Annotated in this window: 20 protein-coding genes, 1 pseudogene and 2 other annotated features; of the genes and pseudogenes, 18 read left to right on the forward strand and 3 right to left on the reverse strand. The window is 36.4% G+C overall.

Annotation, left to right across the window (positions count from 1 at the left end; translation table 11 throughout):
• The first annotated feature begins 224 nt into the window (after positions 1 to 224).
• The 16 genes from polA to SJY24_RS07465 all read left to right on the forward strand — a co-directional run bounded on the left by polA (position 225) and on the right by SJY24_RS07465 (position 17,428).
• On the forward strand, positions 225 to 2,858 hold the full coding sequence (gene polA, locus SJY24_RS07390; protein WP_377864262.1) for a DNA polymerase I: 2,634 nt from the start codon (positions 225 to 227) through the stop codon (positions 2,856 to 2,858).
• Between the two features lie 12 nt (positions 2,859 to 2,870).
• On the forward strand, positions 2,871 to 3,701 hold the full coding sequence (gene mutM / locus SJY24_RS07395; protein WP_377864263.1) for a DNA-formamidopyrimidine glycosylase: 831 nt from the start codon (positions 2,871 to 2,873) through the stop codon (positions 3,699 to 3,701).
• Positions 3,702 to 3,773: 72 nt separating this feature from the next.
• The gene (ytaF, locus tag SJY24_RS07400; RefSeq protein WP_270341945.1) at positions 3,774 to 4,406 is read left to right on the forward strand and encodes a sporulation membrane protein YtaF; all 633 of its coding nucleotides are present in this window, start codon (positions 3,774 to 3,776) and stop codon (positions 4,404 to 4,406) included.
• Between the two features lie 53 nt (positions 4,407 to 4,459).
• Positions 4,460 to 5,062, forward strand: a complete 603-nt coding sequence (gene coaE, locus SJY24_RS07405; protein ID WP_377864264.1) for a dephospho-CoA kinase — start codon at positions 4,460 to 4,462, stop codon at positions 5,060 to 5,062.
• A gap of 109 nt (positions 5,063 to 5,171) precedes the next feature.
• Positions 5,172 to 6,200 (forward strand): glyceraldehyde-3-phosphate dehydrogenase, encoded by a 1,029-nt coding sequence (locus SJY24_RS07410; RefSeq protein WP_097832088.1) that lies wholly within the window; start codon positions 5,172 to 5,174, stop codon positions 6,198 to 6,200.
• 385 nt (positions 6,201 to 6,585) lie between these two features.
• A complete protein-coding gene (speD, locus tag SJY24_RS07415) occupies positions 6,586 to 6,969 on the forward strand; it encodes an adenosylmethionine decarboxylase (protein ID WP_002003660.1) in 384 nt (127 codons plus the stop codon).
• 196 nt (positions 6,970 to 7,165) lie between these two features.
• Entirely contained in the window at positions 7,166 to 7,627 is a 462-nt protein-coding gene (gene nrdR, locus SJY24_RS07420; RefSeq protein ID WP_001203686.1) for a transcriptional regulator NrdR, read from the forward strand.
• A gap of 153 nt (positions 7,628 to 7,780) precedes the next feature.
• Positions 7,781 to 9,187 (forward strand): replication initiation and membrane attachment family protein, encoded by a 1,407-nt coding sequence (locus SJY24_RS07425; RefSeq protein WP_377864265.1) that lies wholly within the window; start codon positions 7,781 to 7,783, stop codon positions 9,185 to 9,187.
• Positions 9,188 to 9,220: 33 nt separating this feature from the next.
• A complete protein-coding gene (dnaI, locus tag SJY24_RS07430; protein WP_377864266.1) occupies positions 9,221 to 10,159 on the forward strand; it encodes a primosomal protein DnaI in 939 nt (312 codons plus the stop codon).
• Between the two features lie 483 nt (positions 10,160 to 10,642).
• On the forward strand, positions 10,643 to 11,524 hold the full coding sequence (gene ytxC / locus SJY24_RS07435) for a putative sporulation protein YtxC (protein WP_098766918.1): 882 nt from the start codon (positions 10,643 to 10,645) through the stop codon (positions 11,522 to 11,524).
• Positions 11,525 to 11,555: 31 nt separating this feature from the next.
• Positions 11,556 to 11,783, forward strand: a binding site (T-box leader).
• A gap of 47 nt (positions 11,784 to 11,830) precedes the next feature.
• A complete protein-coding gene (thrS, locus tag SJY24_RS07440) occupies positions 11,831 to 13,768 on the forward strand; it encodes a threonine--tRNA ligase (protein WP_002190845.1) in 1,938 nt (645 codons plus the stop codon).
• Positions 13,769 to 13,976: 208 nt separating this feature from the next.
• Positions 13,977 to 14,097 (forward strand) — a sequence feature (ribosomal protein L20 leader region).
• A 63-nt stretch (positions 14,098 to 14,160) separates the two neighbouring features.
• Positions 14,161 to 14,664, forward strand: coding sequence for a translation initiation factor IF-3 (gene infC / locus SJY24_RS07445; RefSeq protein ID WP_000973214.1), 504 nt, complete (start codon positions 14,161 to 14,163; stop codon positions 14,662 to 14,664).
• A 21-nt stretch (positions 14,665 to 14,685) separates the two neighbouring features.
• Positions 14,686 to 14,886, forward strand: coding sequence for a 50S ribosomal protein L35 (gene rpmI / locus SJY24_RS07450; RefSeq protein WP_001125945.1), 201 nt, complete (start codon positions 14,686 to 14,688; stop codon positions 14,884 to 14,886).
• A gap of 37 nt (positions 14,887 to 14,923) precedes the next feature.
• On the forward strand, positions 14,924 to 15,280 hold the full coding sequence (gene rplT / locus SJY24_RS07455; RefSeq protein ID WP_001138362.1) for a 50S ribosomal protein L20: 357 nt from the start codon (positions 14,924 to 14,926) through the stop codon (positions 15,278 to 15,280).
• A 501-nt stretch (positions 15,281 to 15,781) separates the two neighbouring features.
• A complete protein-coding gene (locus tag SJY24_RS07460; RefSeq protein ID WP_000365057.1) occupies positions 15,782 to 16,273 on the forward strand; it encodes a dUTP diphosphatase in 492 nt (163 codons plus the stop codon).
• Positions 16,274 to 16,342: 69 nt separating this feature from the next.
• The gene (locus tag SJY24_RS07465) at positions 16,343 to 17,428 is read left to right on the forward strand and encodes a M42 family metallopeptidase (protein ID WP_000163562.1); all 1,086 of its coding nucleotides are present in this window, start codon (positions 16,343 to 16,345) and stop codon (positions 17,426 to 17,428) included.
• Positions 17,429 to 17,469: 41 nt separating this feature from the next.
• Here the strand turns inward: SJY24_RS07465 and SJY24_RS07470 are convergent, their stop codons facing one another.
• Positions 17,470 to 18,087 (reverse strand): TetR/AcrR family transcriptional regulator, encoded by a 618-nt coding sequence (locus tag SJY24_RS07470; protein ID WP_000023662.1) that lies wholly within the window; start codon positions 18,085 to 18,087, stop codon positions 17,470 to 17,472.
• 295 nt (positions 18,088 to 18,382) lie between these two features.
• On the opposite strand from SJY24_RS07470, the gene SJY24_RS07475 reads away from it, so the two are divergent.
• The gene (locus tag SJY24_RS07475; protein ID WP_377864268.1) at positions 18,383 to 19,036 is read left to right on the forward strand and encodes an HlyD family secretion protein; all 654 of its coding nucleotides are present in this window, start codon (positions 18,383 to 18,385) and stop codon (positions 19,034 to 19,036) included.
• 12 nt (positions 19,037 to 19,048) lie between these two features.
• On the forward strand, positions 19,049 to 20,833 hold the full coding sequence (locus SJY24_RS07480; RefSeq protein WP_377864269.1) for a DHA2 family efflux MFS transporter permease subunit: 1,785 nt from the start codon (positions 19,049 to 19,051) through the stop codon (positions 20,831 to 20,833).
• Between the two features lie 21 nt (positions 20,834 to 20,854).
• On the opposite strand, the gene SJY24_RS07485 is transcribed toward SJY24_RS07480, so the two are convergent.
• Together SJY24_RS07485 and SJY24_RS07490 are read right to left on the reverse strand one after the other, a co-directional pair.
• Entirely contained in the window at positions 20,855 to 21,217 is a 363-nt protein-coding gene (locus tag SJY24_RS07485; RefSeq protein WP_000454109.1) for a hypothetical protein, read from the reverse strand.
• A gap of 13 nt (positions 21,218 to 21,230) precedes the next feature.
• Positions 21,231 to 21,604, reverse strand: a pseudogene (locus SJY24_RS07490) (ammonia permease).
• Between the last annotated feature and the right edge of the window lie 45 nt (positions 21,605 to 21,649).

Raw genomic sequence — 21,649 nt, forward strand, 5'->3', positions numbered from 1 at the left:
TAATATAATAGATGAAAACCCCTTCATCCAAGGAGTAATTTTGGACGAGAATAGTTATGCTGTTCTTGTCACTTCCCTTTTATGTTAGTAAACGTTTGTATATATGATAGAAAATAGCCGTTATTTTTCTTCTCTCTATTAGTCATGTTAATATAGAGAGAGGACAGAAACGGTTTTTTTCTGTGGAAAAAATCGTTTCAAATATGTATGGGGAGGTTTGTAGTTTGGAAAAAAAAGTCGTATTAGTAGATGGTAATAATATCGCGTATCGTGCTTTCTTTGCACTACCGCTTTTAAATAACGACAAAGGTATACATACGAACGCAATTTATGGTTTTACAATGATGTTAATGAGGATACTAGAGGAAGAAAAACCGACGCATATGCTTGTGGCGTTTGATGCGGGGAAAACAACATTCCGTCATAAAACGTATAGTGATTACAAGGGAGGACGTCAAAAGACTCCACCTGAGTTATCAGAGCAATTCCCATTTATTCGCGAAGTACTTGATGCATTTAATGTTCCGCGCTATGAATTAGAAAACTATGAAGCGGATGACATTATGGGAACCCTAGCGAAGGAAGCGAGTGAGCAAGGGGCTTATGTAAAAGTTATTTCAGGAGATAAAGACTTACTTCAACTTGTTTCTGATAATACACTTGTATGTATTCCACGCAAAGGAATTACAGAAGTAGATGAATATACGAAAGAAGCTTTATTTGAGAAATATAGCTTATCACCAAAGCAAATTATCGATATGAAAGGTTTAATGGGAGACCAATCAGATAACATTCCAGGTGTACCAGGTGTTGGTGAGAAGACAGCCATTAAATTATTAACGCAATTTGAAACGGTTGAAGCAGTATATGAAAACTTAGATCAAGTGAGCGGAAAGAAATTAAAAGAAAAGTTAGAAGCAAATAAAGAACAAGCTCTTATGAGTAAAGAACTTGCGACTATTATTACAGATGCACCAATTACTGTGCATGTAGATGATATGGAATATAAAGGGTATGAACCAAGTGATGTTATTCCAATGTTTGAGAATTTAGGATTTACATCTCTTTTAAATAAGTTAGGTGTTACGCCTGAAGAAACAGCTCCAGCTGAATTAGATGATATTACATTTGATATTGTGGAAGAAGTTACAGAAGAAATGCTTCAGCAAGATAGTGCACTTATTGTAGAAGTGCAAGAAGATAACTATCATAAAGCGGACATTCAAGGTTTTGGCATTCAAAATGAAAATGGTTGCTACTTTATTCAGACGGATATAGCTCTTGCATCCGAGGCTTTCAAAGCGTGGCTTGCAAATGGAGAAATGAGAAAGCATACATTCGATGCGAAGCGAGCTATCGTTGCACTCAAATGGAACGGTATAGATATTCAAGGAATTGACTTTGATTTATTAATCGCTGCTTATTTACTTGATCCAGCTGATACGGATAAAGATTTCCGTACTGTAGCGAAAATGAAAGAAACGCATGCCGTGAAATCCGATGAAGAAGTTTACGGAAAAGGTGCAAAGCGTGCTGTTCCAGAGTTGGAAGTAGTAGCGGAGCATGTAGCTCGTAAAGTGCACGTATTATATGATGTAAAGCAAACATTCGTAGAAGAGTTACAAAAGAATGAGCAATATGAACTGTTTACAGAGTTAGAATTACCACTTGCGCGTGTATTAGCTGATATGGAAGTAAAAGGTGTAAAAGTTGATACGGAGCGTCTTCGTAATATGGGAGAAGAACTTGCAGGTAGATTAAAGGAAATGGAACAGGAAATTTATAAGCTGGCGGGAACAGAATTTAATATTAATTCACCGAAGCAGCTTGGTGTTATTCTGTTTGAGAACTTAAACTTACCAGTTATTAAAAAGACGAAAACAGGTTATTCTACGTCAGCAGATGTACTAGAAAAGCTTATGGATCGCCATGAAATCATTCCAAACATTTTACATTATCGTCAATTAGGGAAACTAAATTCAACTTATATTGAAGGTTTATTAAAAGTTGTACATGAAGATTCATCTAAAATCCATACTCGTTTCAATCAAGTATTAACGCAAACAGGTCGATTAAGTTCAACGGATCCGAACTTGCAAAATATCCCGATTCGATTAGAAGAAGGAAGAAAGATTCGTCAGGCATTTGTTCCATCAGAAGAAGGATGGATTATGTACGCGGCAGATTATTCACAAATTGAACTTCGCGTATTAGCTCATATTGCAAATGATAAAGGGCTAGTTGACGCGTTCCAACATGACATGGATATTCATACGAAAACAGCTATGGATGTATTTGGTGTTGAAAAAGATGAAGTAACTTCAAATATGAGACGACAAGCGAAAGCTGTTAACTTCGGAATTGTGTATGGTATTAGTGATTATGGTCTTTCACAAAACTTAGGAATTACAAGAAAAGCAGCAGCGGAATTTATTGAAAAGTATTTAGAAAGCTTCCCTGGTGTACAAGATTACATGAGTGACATCGTAAAAGATGCGAAACAAAAAGGATATGTGGCTACATTATTAAATCGCCGCCGTTATATTCCGGAAATTACGAGTCGTAATTTCAATTTACGTAGCTTTGCTGAGCGTACAGCTATGAATACACCAATTCAAGGTACTGCAGCAGATATTATTAAAAAAGCGATGATTATTATGGCAGATCGTTTAGAAGAAGAAGGATTACAAGCTCGTCTTCTTCTACAAGTACACGATGAATTGATATTTGAAGCACCACAAGAAGAAATTGAAAAATTAGAGAAGCTTGTACCAGAAGTAATGGAGCATGCAATTGAACTAGCCGTTCCATTGAAAGTTGATTATTCTTACGGTCCAACTTGGTACGACGCGAAATAAGGACGTGATGAAATGCCAGAATTACCAGAGGTTGAAAACGTTAGACGGACGCTTGAAACTCTTGTAACAGGAAAAACGATTGAAGATGTCGTTATTACTTATCCGAAAATAGTGAAACGACCGGATGATGCAGAAATCTTTAAAGAAATGCTAAGAGGCGAGACAATTGAAAATATAAAGCGAAGAGGAAAGTTTTTGCTTTTATATGTAACGAATTATGTCATTGTTTCACATTTGCGTATGGAAGGTAAGTTTTTACTTCATCAAGAGGATGAGCCAATTGATAAACATACGCACGTCCGTTTCTTATTTACAGATGGAACTGAATTACATTATAAAGATGTGAGAAAGTTTGGTACGATGCATCTCTTTAAGAAAGGTGAAGAGTTGAATCAAATGCCTCTTGCTGACTTAGGCCCGGAGCCATTTGATGCTGAATTGACACCGCAGTATTTACAAGAAAGATTGCAAAAAACAAATCGTAAAATAAAAGTTGTATTATTAGATCAGCGTCTTTTAGTGGGGCTTGGAAATATATATGTAGATGAAGTGTTATTCCGTTCTCAAATTCATCCGGAACGAGAAGCATCGTCTTTAACAGCAGAAGAAATTGAACGAATTTACGAGGCGACTGTTACAACGCTAGGCGAAGCAGTGAAGCGTGGCGGAAGTACAATTCGAACGTATATCAACTCGCAAGGGCAAATTGGTTCGTTCCAAGAACTTCTAAATGTATACGGAAAAAAGGGAGAACCGTGTGTAACTTGCGGTACGATATTAGAAAAAACAGTTGTTGGCGGAAGAGGAACGCATTACTGCCCAATTTGTCAGCCAAGAATATAGAAAAGAGATAACATCGGATAGGCATTTGTCATATACATACAGCAGAGCTATGTATAAGGGAGGAGCTTACCGATGTACCTTTATTTATCTCTTATTTTATTAGCTTTTACATTAAGCTTAGATAGCTGTAGTGTAGGGCTAACATATGGTTTAAGAAGCGTAAGAATTCCACTAAGATCAATTATAATTATCGGAATGTGTTCAGCGGCTGTTATGCTTGTTTCAATGGGAATTGGACATATGATCGCGAAAATATTTTCACCTGTTATCGCAACGCGTATCGGTGGGCTTGTTCTTATTGGAATAGGAATTTGGGTATTATATCAATTTTTTCGAAGTGAGAAGAAAGAAGAACCGAAGCAAGAGGAGAAGGTATGGAAATTAGAAATTGCTTCGCTCGGGCTAGTGATTCAAATTTTACGGAAACCGACTGTTGCAGATTTTGATAAATCAGGCACCATTTCTGCAGGAGAAGCGTTACTTCTTGGTATCGCTCTTTCTATAGATTCGTTCGGTGCTGGAATTGGTGCATCTTTATTAGGGTATGCACCTGCTATGATGGCGATGTTAGTTGCAGTGATGAGTTCTTTGTTTTTATTTATTGGAATGAAACTTGGAACGGTTTTATCAAATATGAAATGGTTACAAAAATTTACATTCCTGCCTGGGGTATTACTCATTATTATTGGAATTTGGAAAATGTAAGTATGGGCGTGGAACATTAGTTTCGCGCCTTTTATATTGTGAGGAGGATTATGATGACAGTAGTAATTGGATTAACGGGAGGCATTGCAAGCGGGAAAAGTACGGTATCAGAAATGTTTCGTGAACTGAGTATACCAGTTATTGATGCGGATATTATTGCAAGAGAAGTTGTAGAGCGAGGAAAACCAGCATATAACAAAATAGTAGAAGTGTTTGGAACGGAAGTATTACAAGAAGATGGAGAACTGGATCGGCCGAAATTAGGAAGTGTCGTTTTCTATAATGAAGAAAAACGATTGCAGTTAAATAAAATTGTTCATCCTGCAGTGCGTGAGGAAATGAATACGCAAAAGGAAATGTACATAAAGGAAGGTATGCAAGCGGTTGTGTTAGATATTCCTCTCTTATTTGAAAGCAAATTAACAAGTCTCGTTGACCGCGTTTTAGTTGTAGCAGTTAAGCCACATACGCAATTAGAACGTTTAATGAAACGAAATAATTTTTCAGAAGAAGAAGCAACGGCTCGTATTCAATCTCAAATGCCGTTAGAAGAAAAAGTGAAGAATGCAGATGAAGTGATAAATAATGATGGCACAATTATGGGAACGAAAACACAATTGCAGGTGATTTTAAAGAAATGGAACATTATTGACTAAAAAATTGTGAAATTAATGAAAATGCTTAGTGACATATCCCCTTTTTGTGTTATACTATTATTGGGATTGGAGATAAATAGTATAACGCATTCAAGGGGGATAACATATTATGACTCGTGTGGCAATTAATGGATTTGGACGTATTGGGAGAATGGTATTTCGTCAGGCAATAAAAGAAAGCGCATTCGAAATTGTAGCAATCAATGCAAGCTATCCATCAGAAACGTTAGCACATTTAATTAAATATGATACAGTTCATGGTAAGTTTGACGGAACAGTAGAAGCATTTGAAGATCACTTATTAGTTGATGGGAAAATGATTCGCCTTTTAAACAACCGCGATCCAAAGGAATTGCCTTGGACAGATTTGGGTGTTGAAGTTGTAATTGAAGCAACTGGTAAATTTAACTCGAAAGAAAAAGCAATTCTTCACGTTGAAGCTGGAGCGAAAAAAGTTATTTTAACAGCGCCTGGTAAAAATGAAGATGTAACAATTGTAGTTGGTGTGAACGAAGACCAATTAGATATTACAAAACATACTGTTATTTCAAATGCATCTTGTACAACAAACTGTTTAGCGCCTGTTGTAAAGGTGTTAGATGAGCAGTTCGGAATTGAAAACGGTTTAATGACGACTGTTCATGCTTATACAAATGACCAAAAAAATATTGATAACCCACATAAAGATTTAAGAAGAGCACGTGCTTGCGGACAATCAATTATTCCGACAACGACAGGTGCTGCGAAAGCGCTATCAAAAGTTCTTCCGCACTTAAACGGCAAACTTCATGGTATGGCACTTCGTGTACCAACACCAAACGTGTCTCTTGTTGACCTAGTAGTAGACGTAAAACGTGATGTAACAGTTGAAGATATTAATGAAGCGTTCAAAACTGTTGCAAACGGTGCATTAAAAGGAATTGTAGAATTCAGCGAAGAGCCTTTAGTGTCTATCGATTTTAATACAAATACACACTCAGCTATTATTGATGGTTTGTCTACAATGGTAATGGGTGATCGTAAAGTGAAAGTACTTGCTTGGTATGATAACGAGTGGGGCTACTCTCGTCGTGTTGTAGATCTTGTAACGTTAGTTGTTGATGAATTAGCGAAACAAAAAAATGTGCAACATATTTAAGTGAACGAGAGAGGGCAAGTGAAAATTTGCCCTCTTTTTTATTTTTTTCTGAAAAGGAAAAAAATTATATAAGTATATTTTTAAATAGTGGACATACCACGAAACGTTGGGATTACTGTATTCGTGAATCATTAATTTTTTTTAGGGAAAAGTAAAGAGGAAAATATGACAGAAAATCGAAAAAACTGTTGTTGCAAAATGAAAATAAACAAAGTATACTAACACTCGTAAACTTAAGAGCTGAGGTACGTAGTCACTACTTAAAGGGTTAGGACCTCTCTGGACTAACTTTCCCCCGTGGTAGTGGAGCAAGCCAAATTGCAAATTAGTTTTCAATTCGAACAGTTAGAATAAATTTACAAGGGGGAACTGTAGAATGGATACTATGGATACGATGGGTCGTCACGTGATCGCTGAACTTTGGGATTGCGATTTCGACAAGCTTAATGACATGCCGTATATTGAACAATTATTTGTGGATGCAGCACTAAGAGCTGGTGCTGAAGTACGTGAGGTTGCTTTTCATAAATTTGCACCACAAGGTGTAAGTGGAGTAGTAATTATCTCGGAATCACATTTAACAATTCATAGCTTTCCGGAGCACGGTTACGCAAGTATTGATGTTTATACTTGTGGGGATCGTATTGATCCAAATGTTGCTGCAGAATATATTGCAGAAGGTTTAAACGCGAAAACGCGTGAGAGCATCGAGCTTCCTCGAGGCACTGGTAGCTTCGAAATTAAGCAGAGAGAAACAAAAGCTCTTTAAAAAAGAACATAATTGATTTAAAATGTAAAGAGGTGTATAATGCACCTCTTTTTTAGTTTATATAAAATAGGATCATGATATGTAATAACTTAGAGTGGTCAGTGTATAAGAATGAGTTATATAATATTGTATATATATTTTCACATGTAGGTGAGTAGCGAAAAAATAAAGATTATATTGTAAAGGAGTGAATGAATTGCGTTGTCCATCCTGTTTTCATAATGGCACAAGAGTGTTAGATTCGCGTCCGGTAGACGAGGGGCGCTCTATTCGAAGAAGAAGAGAGTGTGAAAGTTGTTTAAGTCGCTTTACAACATTTGAAAGAGTAGAAGAATCACCTCTTATCGTTGTTAAAAAAGAAGGAACACGAGAAGAGTTTAATAAAGAGAAGATTTTACGCGGTTTAATTAAAGCGTGTGAAAAAAGACCTGTATCTTTAAGGCAATTAGAGGAAGTGACACAAAGTGTGGAGCGTGAACTTCGTAACTTAGGTATATCAGAAGTGAAAAGTGATATGATTGGTGAAATTGTTATGGAAGAACTTCGTGATATTGATGATGTTGCTTACGTACGTTTTGCTTCTGTGTATCGTCAATTTAAAGATTTAAATGTATTTATTGAAGAATTAAAAGATATACTGCAAAAAGAGAGAGAGTAGAAGGTGTAGTATATTCTCTTTATATACTGTAAGTAAATGAGATAAGAGAGCTAGAAGCGGAAGCTAATAGCTCTTTTTCGCTAAGAAATTATATAATAAAGATAGAACGAGTGAAATATAGGTTAGATTGGATCAGAGAAAGGAAAAGCAAGAATGGAAAAACAGTCATGGATGGAGCTATTGCCGATTGATCGTTATAAGGTAAGTGCGAAAGGGTTGTTACATAATTACGACCGGAAAGTTTTAACAATGTTGTATCAGCCATTAATAGGTAGTAGAGCTTTTAGCTTATACATGACGCTATGGGGAGAGTTAGAGCAAGATCGTGTATTTGGAAAAGAGAATACACATCACTCCCTTATGGTGACCATGCAAATGCAACTTCCTGAAATATATGAGGAACGAGTAAAGTTAGAGGCGATTGGGCTTTTAAATGTATATATTAAAAAAGAAAAAGATATTCGAATGTTTATATATGAGTTGCAACCACCGTTATCTCCGAAGCAGTTTTTTGATGATATTGTTTTAAGTATCTTTTTATACAATCGATTGAGTCGGACAAAATATAACCAAGTAAAGCAATATTTCTTAGAAGAAGAATTCGATTTTGCTTCTTATGAAAATGTTACGCGCTCATTCAACGATGTATTTGATTCATTTAACCCAGGTCAGTTTGAGCATGCGCAAGAAGAACTTCGTATCCCAAAAACGACAACTATGCCAAGTAACGAGAAGGGGGATGCTCCGAAAGTTTGGAATGATTTCTTTGATTTCTCTTTATTTGTGGAGGGATTATCAGCGCTTGTTCCTAAAAAGGCAATTACAGATCAAGTACGAGAATGTGTCATTACACTCGCTTATGTGTATGGTGTGGATGTGTTATCGATGCAAAATATCGTTCTTGGTACGGTGACAGAGGTGCAAACAATTGATATTGAAAGACTTCGAAAAGGAGCTCGTGATTGGTATCAATTTGAAAATGGTCAAGCATTACCTATATTAAGTGAAAGAGTGCAACCTCATGCTGCACGTACGATGAAAGAGACAGAGCCATCTACGCAAGAAGAAATGCTAATGAAGCAGTTAGAGGAAATATCGCCAAAACAACTATTGAAAGAAATTTCGGGCGGTGCAGAAGCAACGAAAGCAGACTTGCAAATTGTTGAGGATGTAATGATAAACCAAAAGTTAACACCAGGGGTTGTGAATGTACTTATTTATTACGTTATGCTACGCTCAGATATGAAACTTGCGAAAACGTATGTTGAGAAGATTGCTGGACATTGGGCAAGAAAAAAGGTCGGTACAGTAGCTGAAGCGATGGCGTTAGCGAAAGAAGAAAACCGCCAATATCAAGAGTGGGCTGAGACGAAGAAAAAAGGTCGTACGGCGAAGAAAACAGTGCGAAGAGAAATGGTACCAGATTGGCTTAAAGAAGAGCCGAAAGAAAAAGTGAAAGAAACTGTGAAAACGGACGTGAGTATGGAGAAAAATACAAGTTCGTTAGACGATGAACGAAAACGACTAGAAGAAGTGTTAAAAAAATATAAGCGTGATTAATAAAAGAGAATGAACGCTCTTTGAGGTGAGGAAATGGAGCATATTCAAAATTCGTTTACGAAATTAATGGAAAATGAAAATTTTAAAAATAGATATGAAGTCTTGAAGACAGAAGTGATGGCGCATCCGCGTGTGAAAGCATTTATAGACGAACACAAAGGTGAAGTAACGACTTCTATGATTGAGCGTAGCCTTGTAAAGTTGTATGAATATATTGGACAAAGTGTAGGGTGTGCGGATTGTCCGGATTTAGGGTCATGTAAAAACATGCTACAAGGATATGAACCGAAGCTCGTCATCCAAGGTAAGATGATTGATATTCAATACGATCGTTGCATTAGAAAAGTAGCATATGATGAGAGAAAAAAATATGAAAAACTTGTTCAAAGTGTATATATGCCAGCTGACATTTTACAGGCAACTATGGAAAATTTAGACCCTTCAGATTTAGATGCGCGTATTGATGCAATAGGTGCAGCGAATGAATTTTTAAACACATTCGAACCAGGTGAAAAAGTACAAGGTTTATATTTGTATGGTAAATTTGGTGTAGGGAAAACGTATCTTTTAGGGGCAATTGCAAATGAGCTTGCTCGAAAGAAAATTAGTTCGATGCTCGTATACTTCCCTGAATTTCTACGCGAAATTAAAAGTTCGATTCAAGATAATTCGATTGGTGAAAAGATTGATGCAGTTAAACGCGTACAAGTATTAATGTTAGATGATATCGGAGCAGAAGCGATGTCAAGTTTTGTACGTGATGATGTGCTTGGCGCAATCTTACAGTTCCGTATGTTAGAAAACTTACCGACGTTCTTTACGTCTAACTTTGATTTCAAGGAGTTGGAACATCATTTAACGTATACACAACGCGGTGAAGCAGAACAAATGAAATCAGCACGTATTATGGAACGAATTAAATATTTAGCGAAGCCAATTCCAATTGGTGGGAAGAACCGTCGTCATAAGTAAAAGAGCAAGCTGAGAAGCTTGCTCTTTTTTTGTTATAGTGATGATTTTTTGGAGATAAGATCAAAGTATTCAAGGTGTCTAAAACTAACACTTTCTTCATAACGATGTAGTAACTCTTAAGCGGTTTACATATGACGAAGGAACCTTTCGATTTGATTTTTATAATGTATATACTCAAACATCTTAATACCGTCGGTTTATCCCAATTCGTGAAGGCTAATAATCAGTAGGGGATGAACAAAACCCCCAATGATTAAAGTTTCACTTTATCATAATGGTCAAATTGTTGAAAATTCATAGTAGCTTGTATCATTTTTTTCTCTTCCCCTTAATATATATAAAATTAGCAAGCCATATCGAGTGGATTTTCTAACGATGGGAGATATATTTCTACTAAGAGTGAACTTCCACAGATCGGACTCTTATAGGATTTGTAACGTATAGATGCAATCCTTTAGAGCGGGGATAAAAGGGGGGACAAAAGTGATTGAAATTTGCTTCGAAGAAAAAAATGATGCTGCGCACGTATACAGACAACTAAAGAAAAGAACGGAATCTTTATACAAGGAAACAAGTGTATATTTAGATGGGAAAAAGGTTATTATTCATATACCATTATGTGAATCGAATTATATTGAAAAGATTTTATTGCCAGTACTACTATATTTCATTATGAATGTGAAACAAAATGAATGGATTCATACCATTTTAAAGGAAAAGTTTTTTTACGAAGAACAAGAAGAGTGTCATCAAATCTTGCATATGGCACAGGAGATATTAAAAGAAAGAAGAAAAGGAGTGGCTCGTGATTTAACGCGTCATAAATTTGAGACCTATATTATGTCGTCTTTAAATGATTGGCTTTGTGATCCGCTTTCATTCTCGTTTTCATCATATGTTCGTTTTCGCCTTCGTACATATAGGGAAATGGTAGCCAGACTTGCTGAAGTTGCAATTGAGGAATATAAAATGGAGCAAGAATACCAAATGTTCATTGAGACCCTTCGTCAACAAGTAAGTGGCCGGAAATCACGTTTGTCCTGTGTACATCTTATTTTTGATGAAAGTTTTATTTTCTATGATGATAAAGGTAGACGTTTAAAACAGGAGAGGTTGGTCCAATATATAGATGAAGAATTATTAAAGCAAAAGGATGTATATATCGATACGAAAGTAATTGCACCACTTCTTTCTATTTCGCCGAAAAAGATTTATTTATATACGAAAGAACAAGATCATAACATGATTGTTACTTTGCGAAATGTATTTCAAGAACGGGTCCAATTACATGGATTACATGAGTTTGAGCGCAATGTGAAAAATTTAAAAAATAAAGGTAACGCCCTTGATTTTCTAAGTTTTTGAGCATATAATTACCTACATAAATGAAATATATCGAAATGTCATGATGAGGACATGAGTAGTTATCTACGATTTTCAGAGAGGGAAGCCTTAGGGTGCGAGCTTCCTAGTACGGGATTATTACTTACCACCTCTAAACTTTAGCAGTGAACGTTTTTCTAGTAATTGCTAACGGACAACACCGTTATGTTGAACTTGAGCAATTAACAATAAGGTTAATTGGAACAAGGGTGGAACCACGAATTCAACACTCGTCCCTTTTTACGGGATGAGTGTTTTTTATTTTGAAAAAAAGAGGAGTGACCAGTGATGGCAGATGTAGTTAAAATTACTTTCCCTGATGGAGCTGTGAAGGAGTTTCCAAAAGGCGTAACAACTGAAGAAATCGCAGCTTCTATTAGCCCAGGCTTAAAGAAAAAAGCTGTGGCTGGAAAATTAAACGATGAGATGATCGACCTTGTTACACCAATCGAAGAAGATGGTGCAGTTTCTATTATTACATTAGATTCTGAAGATGGCTTATACATTTTACGCCATTCAACAGCTCACCTTTTAGCACAAGCGTTAAAACGTTTATATAAAGATGTTAAGCTTGAGCTTGGCATTGGTCCAGTAATCGAAAATGGCTTCTACTACGATATTGATATGGAAGAAGCGATTACAGTTGAAGACTTCAAGAAAATCGAAAAAGAAATGCAAAAAATCGTGAACGAGAACTTAGAAATCGTTCGTCATGAAGTACCACGTGCAGAAGCACTTCGTCGCTTTGAAGAAATCGGCGATGAGTTAAAATTAGATTTAATTAACGATCTTCCAGAAGATGCAGTTATTTCAATCTATGAGCAAGGCGAATTCTTCGACCTTTGCCGTGGTGTTCACCTTCCATCTACAGGGAAGATTAAAGTATTTAAATTATTAAGCGTTGCTGGTGCTTACTGGCGCGGCGATAGCAATAATAAAATGTTACAACGTATTTACGGTACTGCATTCGTTAAGAAAGCAGAATTAGATGAGCACTTACGTATGCTTGAAGAAGCGAAAGAGCGCGATCACCGTAAATTAGGTAAAGAGTTAAAACTATTTACTAATAGCCAAAAAGTAGGACAAGGTTTACCACTTTGGTTACCAAAAGGTGCGACAATTCGCCGCATTATTGAGCGTTACATCGTTGATAAAGAAGCAAGCTTAGGCTATGATCACGTATACACTCCAGTACTAGGAAGCAGAGAGCTTTATGAAACTTCTGGTCACTGGAATCACTACCGTGATGGCATGTTCCCATCAATGGAAATGGATAATGAAGAATTAGTTCTTCGTCCAATGAACTGCCCTCACCATATGATGGTTTATAAAAATGATATTCACAGCTACCGTGAATTACCAATCCGTATTGCGGAACTTGGAACAATGCACCGCTATGAAATGTCAGGTGCGTTATCTGGATTACAACGTGTACGCGGAATGACTTTAAACGATGCGCACATTTTCGTTCGTCCGGATCAAATTAAAGAAGAGTTAAAACGTGTTGTAAACTTAACTTTAGAAGTGTACAAAGATTTCGGCTTAGAAAACTATTCATTCCGTCTATCTTATCGTGACCCAGCAGATACTAAAAAGTATTATGCTGATGATGAGATGTGGGAAAAAGCGCAAGGTATGTTAAAAGAAGCTATGGATGAAATGGGTCTTGATTACTATGAAGCTGAAGGTGAAGCGGCATTCTACGGTCCAAAACTTGACGTTCAAGTTCGTACTGCTCTTGGAAAAGACGAAACACTTTCAACTGTACAATTAGACTTCTTACTTCCGGAACGCTTTGAATTAACTTACGTTGGTGAAGACGGTAAACAACATCGTCCGGTTGTAATTCACCGTGGTGTTGTATCAACTATGGAACGTTTCGTAGCCTTCTTAATTGAAGAATACAAAGGCGCATTCCCAACTTGGTTAGCTCCAGTTCAGGCGCAAGTAATTCCTGTTTCTCCACAAGTGCATTTAGATTATGCGAAGAAAGTACAAGATGAATTACGACGTGCTGGTATCCGTGTTGAATTAGACACTCGTGAAGAGAAAATTGGTTACAAAATCCGTGAAGCACAAATGCAAAAAATCCCGTACATGCTTGTAGTAGGTGACAATGAAGTAACTGAAAACGGCGTAAACGTACGTAAATATGGTGAACAAAAATCAGAAACAATCGCATTAGATGCTTTTGTTGACATGATTAAAGTAGAAGGAAAACGATAAGAAAGAGCCGCGGTATACCGCGGCTTTCTTATGTATTATAAATAATTAAATTTAGAAAAAATAACCAAACGATACTTATCATAAAAAAGTATTGCAAGTATGTTAGTTGTTTGTTACAATATTTCTTGTTGTTAGTAAAACACATCGCGTCTTCTTGACAGACGTCATGTCCTATGATAAACTCATCAAGGATAATAGAATATGGTTTTGGAACAAGTAGAAGCACCCGCTTCTCACCTGATGGACGCATTCGCAGTTAGCAGGTAAATGTATTTCTTACTTAAGATATTACAAGTGTGGGTGCCGTATGCCCGCACTTTTTTTGTTCGGGTTCTACAATTACAAAACATATTCTGAAAAAACCTTGGAGGTGGCTTACTATTAGCAAGGATATGATGATTAACGAGCAAATTCGTGCACGTGAAGTACGTTTAGTTGGTGCAAATGGCGATCAACTTGGAATCAAGTCTCGTAATGACGCTTTAGACTTAGCTGCAAATCTTAATCTTGATTTAGTATTAGTTGCTCCAAATGCGAAACCGCCAGTATGCCGCATTATGGACTACGGTAAATTCCGCTTTGAGCAACAGAAGAAAGAAAAAGAACAGCGCAAAAATCAAAAAGTAATCAGCATGAAAGAAGTTCGTTTAAGTCCAACAATTGATGAACACGACTTTAACACAAAACTTCGTAATGCTATCAAGTTTTTAGAGAAAGGCGACAAGGTTAAAGCGTCAATTCGCTTTAAAGGACGTGCCATTACTCATAAAGAAATCGGTCAACGTGTTTTAGATCGCTTCTCAGAAGCTTGTGCTGAAGTTAGTACAATCGAATCTAAGCCTAAAATGGAAGGACGTAGTATGTTCTTAGTTTTAGCACCGAAAAACGATAAGTAATAGATAGAGGAGGAAATACCTATGCCTAAACAAAAAACTCATCGCGGCGCTGCAAAGCGTTTCAAAAAGACTGGATCAGGTAAACTGAAACGTTCTCACGCTTACACAAGCCATTTATTCGCTAACAAATCTACAAAAGCTAAACGTAAATTACGTAAAGCTGGTGTAGTAAGCGCTGGTGACTTCAAACGCATTCGTCAAATGCTTGACAACTTAAAATAAGTTCGGCTGATATATAGAACAATTAGGAGGTAATATTATGCCAAGAGTAAAAGGTGGTACAGTTACTCGTCAACGTCGTAAAAAAGTAATAAAATTAGCAAAAGGTTATTACGGTTCTAAAAATACATTATTCAAGGTTGCTAACCAACAGGTTATGAAATCTCTAATGTATGCATTCCGTGACCGCCGTCAAAAGAAACGTGACTTCCGTAAATTATGGATTACACGTATCAACGCAGCAGCTCGTATGAATGGTCTTTCTTACAGCCGCTTAATGCACGGTCTTAAAAATGCTGGCATCGAAGTTAACCGCAAGATGCTTGCTGACTTAGCTGTTCATGACGAAAAAGCTTTCGCTGAATTAGCAACAGTTGCAAAAAACAACATTAACTAATTAATTAGTTGAAACCTTAGAAGATTTTTCTTCTAAGGTTTTTTTATTTACATTCATTGCAAATATTCAATGAATTGTAAAATCTTTTACTTATTATCGTTATCGATATGACAAAATCAATGCGAAAACTATAGTGATATAGAAGAATATGTGTATAAAGTCGGGAGAATCCTCCTGGCTTTTTTTTATTTATGCTCCTTTGGAAAGAAGAGTATCTTTCCTAGCAGAAACGACACTGCTATAATGGAAAGATGATATGGAACTTTCATCAGATAAAGTAAAACTTTAATCAGTGGGGTGTTATCCTCGGCTAAATATTAGCCATCACCAATGAGGTGAACAATCGAATAGCGATGATTGAAACGTATTTGCAAATTAAGGACAAGCTATTTTATAAAGAGTTAGGTAGCTGACTTGTTAATAAGAACTGAAAAATAATAATGAACTTTGAGATGAAACAACATTGTTGCGTAAAATGCGATGTTGGAGGAGGACAATAGAATGGACTTACTACAACTATTTAAACTACAAAAAGAATTAGATGACCGTATTGTGAAAGAACATGACTTACAACCGAAAAAATTGTTAAAAGAAAAAATGTTAGCTCTTCTTGTAGAAATTGGAGAACTTGCAAATGAAACACGTTGTTTTAAATATTGGAGCAATAAACCAGCATCAGAGCGTGAAGTAATATTAGAAGAATACGTAGATGGTTTGCATTTTATCTTATCAATCGGAATCGATTTAGGAATTGATAAAAACTTCTTATTCTATAAATGTGCGCAAACGAATAAAACACAAGTAGAAATTTTCTTAGACACATATGCAAAAGTGATTCGATTTACAGATCAACCTTCTATTACGAACTATATTGAACTATTTACAAGTTATCTTCGCCTTGGACAAGCGCTTGAATTTGAACAAGAAGAGATTGAAAAGGCGTATTTAGACAAAAATGAAGTAAATCATCAGCGTCAAACACAAGGATACTAATTTAATTTTTGAATATTTCAATTTCCTTTTATATAATAAAGTGACTGAAGAAAAAGGAGGGTGTTGGCAATGACAAAATTAGACGCGACATTGACAATGCTAAAAGAATTAACAGACGCACGAGGTATTGCGGGTAATGAGCGCGAACCACGTGAAGTAATGAAGAAATATATTGAGCCGTTTGCAGATGAACTTTCTACTGATAATTTAGGAAGTTTAGTTGCGAAAAAAGTTGGGGAAGAAAACGGTCCGAAAATTATGGTTGCAGGTCATTTAGATGAAGTTGGCTTTATGCTTACGCAAATTGATGACAAAGGCTTCCTTCGTTTCCAAACGGTTGGTGGCTGGTGGTCGCAAGTTATGCTGGCACAGCGCGTAACAATTGTAACGCGTAAAGGAGATATAACAGGTGTGATTGGTTCGAAACCACCGCACATTTTACCTCCAGAAGCTCGTAAAAAGCCAGTTGACATTAAAGACATGTTCATCGATATTGGTGCTTCTAGCCAAGAAGAGGCAATGGAGTGGGGCGTAAGACCAGGAGATCAAGTTGTACCTTACTTTGAATTCCAAGTAATGAAGAATGAAAAGATGTTACTTGCAAAAGCATGGGATAACCGAATTGGTTGTGCAATTGCAATTGACGTATTAAAACAATTAAAAGATGAAAAACATCCCAACGTTGTATACGGCGTTGGGACTGTACAAGAAGAAGTTGGTCTTCGTGGTGCGAAAACATCTGCGAATTATATCAAACCAGATATCGCGTTCGCAGTAGATGTTGGTATCGCTGGAGATACACCGGGTGTAACGTCAAAAGAAGCGCAAAGTAAAATGGGCGATGGACCGCAGATCATTTTATATGATGCTTCTGTTATTGGTCATACAGGTTTACGTGACTTTGTAGTTGATGTTGCTGATGAATTACAAATTCCATATCAGTATGATTCTGTAGCCGGCGGGGGAACAGATGCAGGAGCAATTCACATTTCTGTAAACGGTATTCCGTCTATGGCAATTACGATTGCGACACGCTACATTCATTCTCATGCGGCAATGTTACACCGTGATGACTATGAAAATGCAGTGAAGTTAATTGTAGAAGTTATTAAACGTCTTGATAAAGAGGCTGTACATAACATTACATTTAATTAATAGAAAAAAGCGAAGGATAACCTCCTTCGCTTTTTCCATTTTTAAAACGGTCTTTCTAATCCTGCTGCAGTATGAGCTCCTAAAATAATTAAGCGAGTTAATTGCATTGCCATGAAATGTGGGGTATAAATCATGCCTCTTTTTAACCATGACATAATCATTCCGATATGAGCGCCTGTAACATAACTAATAAGAATATCACGAGGGACCATAAGGTCTTCATCATCTGGCTGGGAAATAGATAAGCTTAATGTTAAATGTGTTTGAATTGTTTTCATCATTTTATAAGAATAGTTTCCAGCTGCCTTATCGCCGAGCATAACGTTATAGAAATTAGTATTTTCTGCGATATGCTCAAACAAAGCTAAAAAAGTTGGATGCGGTGAATCAAAAGTGAGCTGAAAATCTTCTTTATTTCGATTTTGTGGTTTAATTACTTCAGCTAATTTTTCTAGCATTTCTTCTATGCTTTTGTCTAATAAATCATATTTATCATGGTAATGGCTATAAAATGTAGCGCGATTTACAGGAGCACGTTCCGCGATATGTTGCACAGTTACATTTTCGAAGCCCTTTTCGCCTACTAAAGCGACAAAAGCATCCTGTATGAGTTGTCTCGTTCGTTTTACACGTGGATCATTTGTATTTTTAATAGACATTTTACTTCACCTCGTTTAATTTTTTTAACTTAAACAACACATATATAGTGTAATGTTGTTTAAACAACATATAGGTTTAAATTGTTGGTTGTAGATTCGGCATAATTATTTATAATTATAAACGATAGTCCTTCAGAAATCAGCACCGCTCGCAGACAGACGAAATAAGGTTTGTACTGCAAAGGGTGTGATTTTTTTGTTTAAAAGTTAATATAATTAACAATTAAGCAATATAAACAATAAGGATGTAAATAGTTTAGAAAAAAATTATATGCGATATAAGGAGAGGAATGCAATGAATCAGTTTCGAAGAATGGTAATTATCAACATTATCACATTAATTGTATTAGTTGGCGGCGGTATCGGCGGTTATTACTACTACAATCAAGCAGAAAATTATTTAAAAACAGACAACGCAAAAATTGACGGAAAGGTAATCTCGATTGCATCACCGGTAGCAGGTAAGTTAACAGACTGGAAAGCTGAAGTAGGAAAAGACTACAATGAAAACGATAAATTAGGTGCTGTCACTGTAGCAGGAGCAAATGGTGAACAAACAGTAGACGTAACAATTCCGCAAAATGCTACGGTTGTACAATCAAACGCAACAACAAACGCGTTCGTTGGAGCAGGTAGCCCAATTGCATACGCATTTGATATGAGTAATTTATGGGTAACAGCAAACATTGAAGAGACAACTATTGATGATGTTCAAAAAGGTCAAACAGTAGATGTATATGTAGATGCATACCCAGATACAACGTTAACAGGAAAAGTAGAACAAGTTGGATTAACAACAGCGAATACATTCTCGATGTTACCATCAAGTAACGCAACAGCGAACTATACGAAAGTAAAGCAAGTTGTACCAGTTAAAATTTCTTTAGATCATAGTAAATCAGTAAATATTGTTCCTGGAATGAATGTGTCAGTTCGTATTCATAAGTAAGGGGGAGATGAGATGTCCTCAATTGCAATTGTAGGATATGCACTATTTTGTATAATCGTCTTCTTCCTTGTAAATCGTCTTTTACGAAAGAAAAAAACGAATATGGGAGAAGAACAAGTCCCAGCCGTAAGTAAAATAGAGGTAACTAAAGCAGAAACAGAACTTGAACAAAAACAAGAAATAGAAGCTTCTAACGTAGTGGAATTAGAAACAGGGAAGCAAGAGCAAGTAAAGCAGGAAAAAGAAATGCTGAAGAGACAATTGCCGGTAGAGAATGTGAATGTAAAGGCAGTTGTAGCTGTATTAATTCTTGGTATGTTCGTTTCTATTTTAAACCAAACAATCATTAATGTTGCATTGCCTCCATTAATGAATGAATTTAACGTATCAACTTCAACGGCCCAATGGTTAATTACAGGCTTCATGCTTGTAAACGGAATTTTAGTACCGATTAGTGCCTTTTTAGTTTCACGATTTACGTATCGTAAATTATTCGTAGCGGCAATGTTATTTTTCACGGTAGGATCTATCATTTGTGCTACATCAGGTAACTTTACAATGATGATGACGGGCCGCATTATTCAAGCGGTCGGTGCAGGTATTTTAATGCCGGTTGGTATGAATATCTTCATGACATTATTCCCGCCTCATAAGCGCGGAGCAGCGATGGGATTACTAGGGGTAGCAATGATTTTAGCGCCAGCTATTGGACCAACTATAACAGGTTGGGTGATTGAAAATTATAGCTGGAACTTAATGTTCTACGGTATGTTTGTGATCGGTTTAATTATTACGTTCTTATCTTTAAAATTCTTCACACTAGCACAGCCGGTGTCTAAAACAAAGTTAGATGTATTTGGTGTTATTAGTTCAAGTATTGGATTAGGAAGCTTATTGTACGGATTTAGTGAAGCTGGAAATAATGGCTGGACTAGTGCAGAAGTTGTTATAACACTTATCATCGGTGTCATTGGTTTAGCAGTATTTATTTGGAGAGAGTTAACAACGGACAATAAAATGCTCGATTTACAAGTGTTTAAATATCCAACGTTCACTTTCACATTAGTAATTAACGCAATCGTAACGATGGCATTATTCGGAGGTATGTTATTACTTCCAGTATATTTGCAAAATATTCGCGGCTTTACGCCGATGGAATCTGGTCTACTACTCCTTCCGGGATCATTAATTATGGGGATTATGGGACCAGTTGCAGGTAAACTATTTGATAAGTATGGTATTCGTCCGTTAGCAATTGTCGGATTAGCCATTACAACATTTGCGACATATAAATTTACAACGTTATCGATGGATACACCGTATAGCGTTATTATGACGGATTATATTATACGTTCAATTGGTATGTCATTCATTATGATGCCAATTATGACGGCTGGTATGAACGCGTTACCGATGAAATTAATTTCTCACGGTACAGCAACGCAAAATACGTCAAGACAAGTAGCTGGTTCAATTGGAACAGCGATATTAATCACGCTTATGACGCAACAAACTACTGCTCACGTAGCGGATTACGGCAATATGTTAACAACATCAAACCCGATTTTAGTTGATAAAGTACACGGTATGGGCCAAAGCTTAGCGGCATTAGCCGGATCAGCTCAAGCAGGAGATGCGATGAGCACGCAACTATTATTCGGACAAATTTCAAAGCTATCTGCGATTAATGGTATTAACGATGCCTTCTTAATTGCCACAATATTAGCCGGTATTGCTTGGGTGTTATCGTTCTTCTTACCATCAGGCAATAAACCAAGTAGAAAAGCAGGGAATTAATTTCCCTGCTTTTTTATGTTTTTATGTAGTTAAATATAAAAGATGATAAGCAGTCAAAGAGCATAATCCCGTTATAAACAAAATTATCCCCATAGAACGAATATGTGTGAATTGTCTCCCGCTTATAATAGCTAATAGTCCGGCTAAAGGGAAGAAGCTCCAATATAAAGTTCCTGAAATTGGGAGCATCCGCTCTAAATCTATTCCATAGCCTATACAAATGATAGGAACAACGATAAGCGATATGCTAATCAATCCCGCTATAAAGGTAAGTAATTTTCGGTATTTAATTCCGGCAGCAATTAAAAAAATGCCCACGATGACTTCACATAGCATCAAAATAGGGCCTAAGATAATCCAAACTAACAATCCGGTAACTTCCATGTGTAATAACTCCTTAATGAATGAAATATGAATCAGGCATAGACATGAGCTGATAACAAATAGCTGCGAACAGTCCTAACGAGAAAATAATGAATTCCATATTACGTATACTTTTAATTTTTGAACGTGCCCGATTAATCCCTGCTAATAAACCAGCTAGAGAGAAAAGCATCCAATATAGAACCGCTGGAATATGAAGAACATCCTCTCCGTTTATATCTTTGTTCAAAAAAATAAAAGGCATTATAACGAATGAGCAGCAAATAATTCCCATTAAAATAGCAAGGAATTTACGATGAATAATTCCGGTTACCACAAAAAAATACCACCAGCAAATCCGCACAATATGAGAAGCGGCATAAAAAGCATCCAAATAATACTGAACATATACAAACTCCTTTATATTAATTAAGTAATATTTTACTACATGAG

The organism is Bacillus sp. R86525, from assembly GCF_042466195.1.
Lineage (GTDB): Bacteria > Bacillota > Bacilli > Bacillales > Bacillaceae_G > Bacillus_A > Bacillus_A nitratireducens.

What these genes read in the sequence shown, in the direction of transcription:
- mutM (WP_377864263.1), top strand. Translation starts at nt 2,871, where the DNA reads ATGCCAGAATTACCAGAGGTTGAAAACGTTAGACGGACGCTTGAAACT.
- ytaF (WP_270341945.1), top strand. Translation starts at nt 3,774, where the DNA reads ATGTACCTTTATTTATCTCTTATTTTATTAGCTTTTACATTAAGCTTA.
- coaE (WP_377864264.1), top strand. Translation starts at nt 4,460, where the DNA reads ATGACAGTAGTAATTGGATTAACGGGAGGCATTGCAAGCGGGAAAAGT.
- SJY24_RS07410 (WP_097832088.1), top strand. Translation starts at nt 5,172, where the DNA reads ATGACTCGTGTGGCAATTAATGGATTTGGACGTATTGGGAGAATGGTA.
- speD (WP_002003660.1), top strand. Translation starts at nt 6,586, where the DNA reads ATGGATACGATGGGTCGTCACGTGATCGCTGAACTTTGGGATTGCGAT.
- SJY24_RS07425 (WP_377864265.1), top strand. Translation starts at nt 7,781, where the DNA reads ATGGAAAAACAGTCATGGATGGAGCTATTGCCGATTGATCGTTATAAG.
- dnaI (WP_377864266.1), top strand. Translation starts at nt 9,221, where the DNA reads ATGGAGCATATTCAAAATTCGTTTACGAAATTAATGGAAAATGAAAAT.
- thrS (WP_002190845.1), top strand. Translation starts at nt 11,831, where the DNA reads ATGGCAGATGTAGTTAAAATTACTTTCCCTGATGGAGCTGTGAAGGAG.
- infC (WP_000973214.1), top strand. Translation starts at nt 14,161, where the DNA reads ATGATGATTAACGAGCAAATTCGTGCACGTGAAGTACGTTTAGTTGGT.
- rpmI (WP_001125945.1), top strand. Translation starts at nt 14,686, where the DNA reads ATGCCTAAACAAAAAACTCATCGCGGCGCTGCAAAGCGTTTCAAAAAG.
- rplT (WP_001138362.1), top strand. Translation starts at nt 14,924, where the DNA reads ATGCCAAGAGTAAAAGGTGGTACAGTTACTCGTCAACGTCGTAAAAAA.
- SJY24_RS07460 (WP_000365057.1), top strand. Translation starts at nt 15,782, where the DNA reads ATGGACTTACTACAACTATTTAAACTACAAAAAGAATTAGATGACCGT.
- SJY24_RS07465 (WP_000163562.1), top strand. Translation starts at nt 16,343, where the DNA reads ATGACAAAATTAGACGCGACATTGACAATGCTAAAAGAATTAACAGAC.
- SJY24_RS07470 (WP_000023662.1), bottom strand. Translation starts at nt 18,087, where the DNA reads ATGTCTATTAAAAATACAAATGATCCACGTGTAAAACGAACGAGACAA.
- SJY24_RS07475 (WP_377864268.1), top strand. Translation starts at nt 18,383, where the DNA reads ATGAATCAGTTTCGAAGAATGGTAATTATCAACATTATCACATTAATT.
- SJY24_RS07480 (WP_377864269.1), top strand. Translation starts at nt 19,049, where the DNA reads ATGTCCTCAATTGCAATTGTAGGATATGCACTATTTTGTATAATCGTC.
- SJY24_RS07485 (WP_000454109.1), bottom strand. Translation starts at nt 21,217, where the DNA reads ATGGAAGTTACCGGATTGTTAGTTTGGATTATCTTAGGCCCTATTTTG.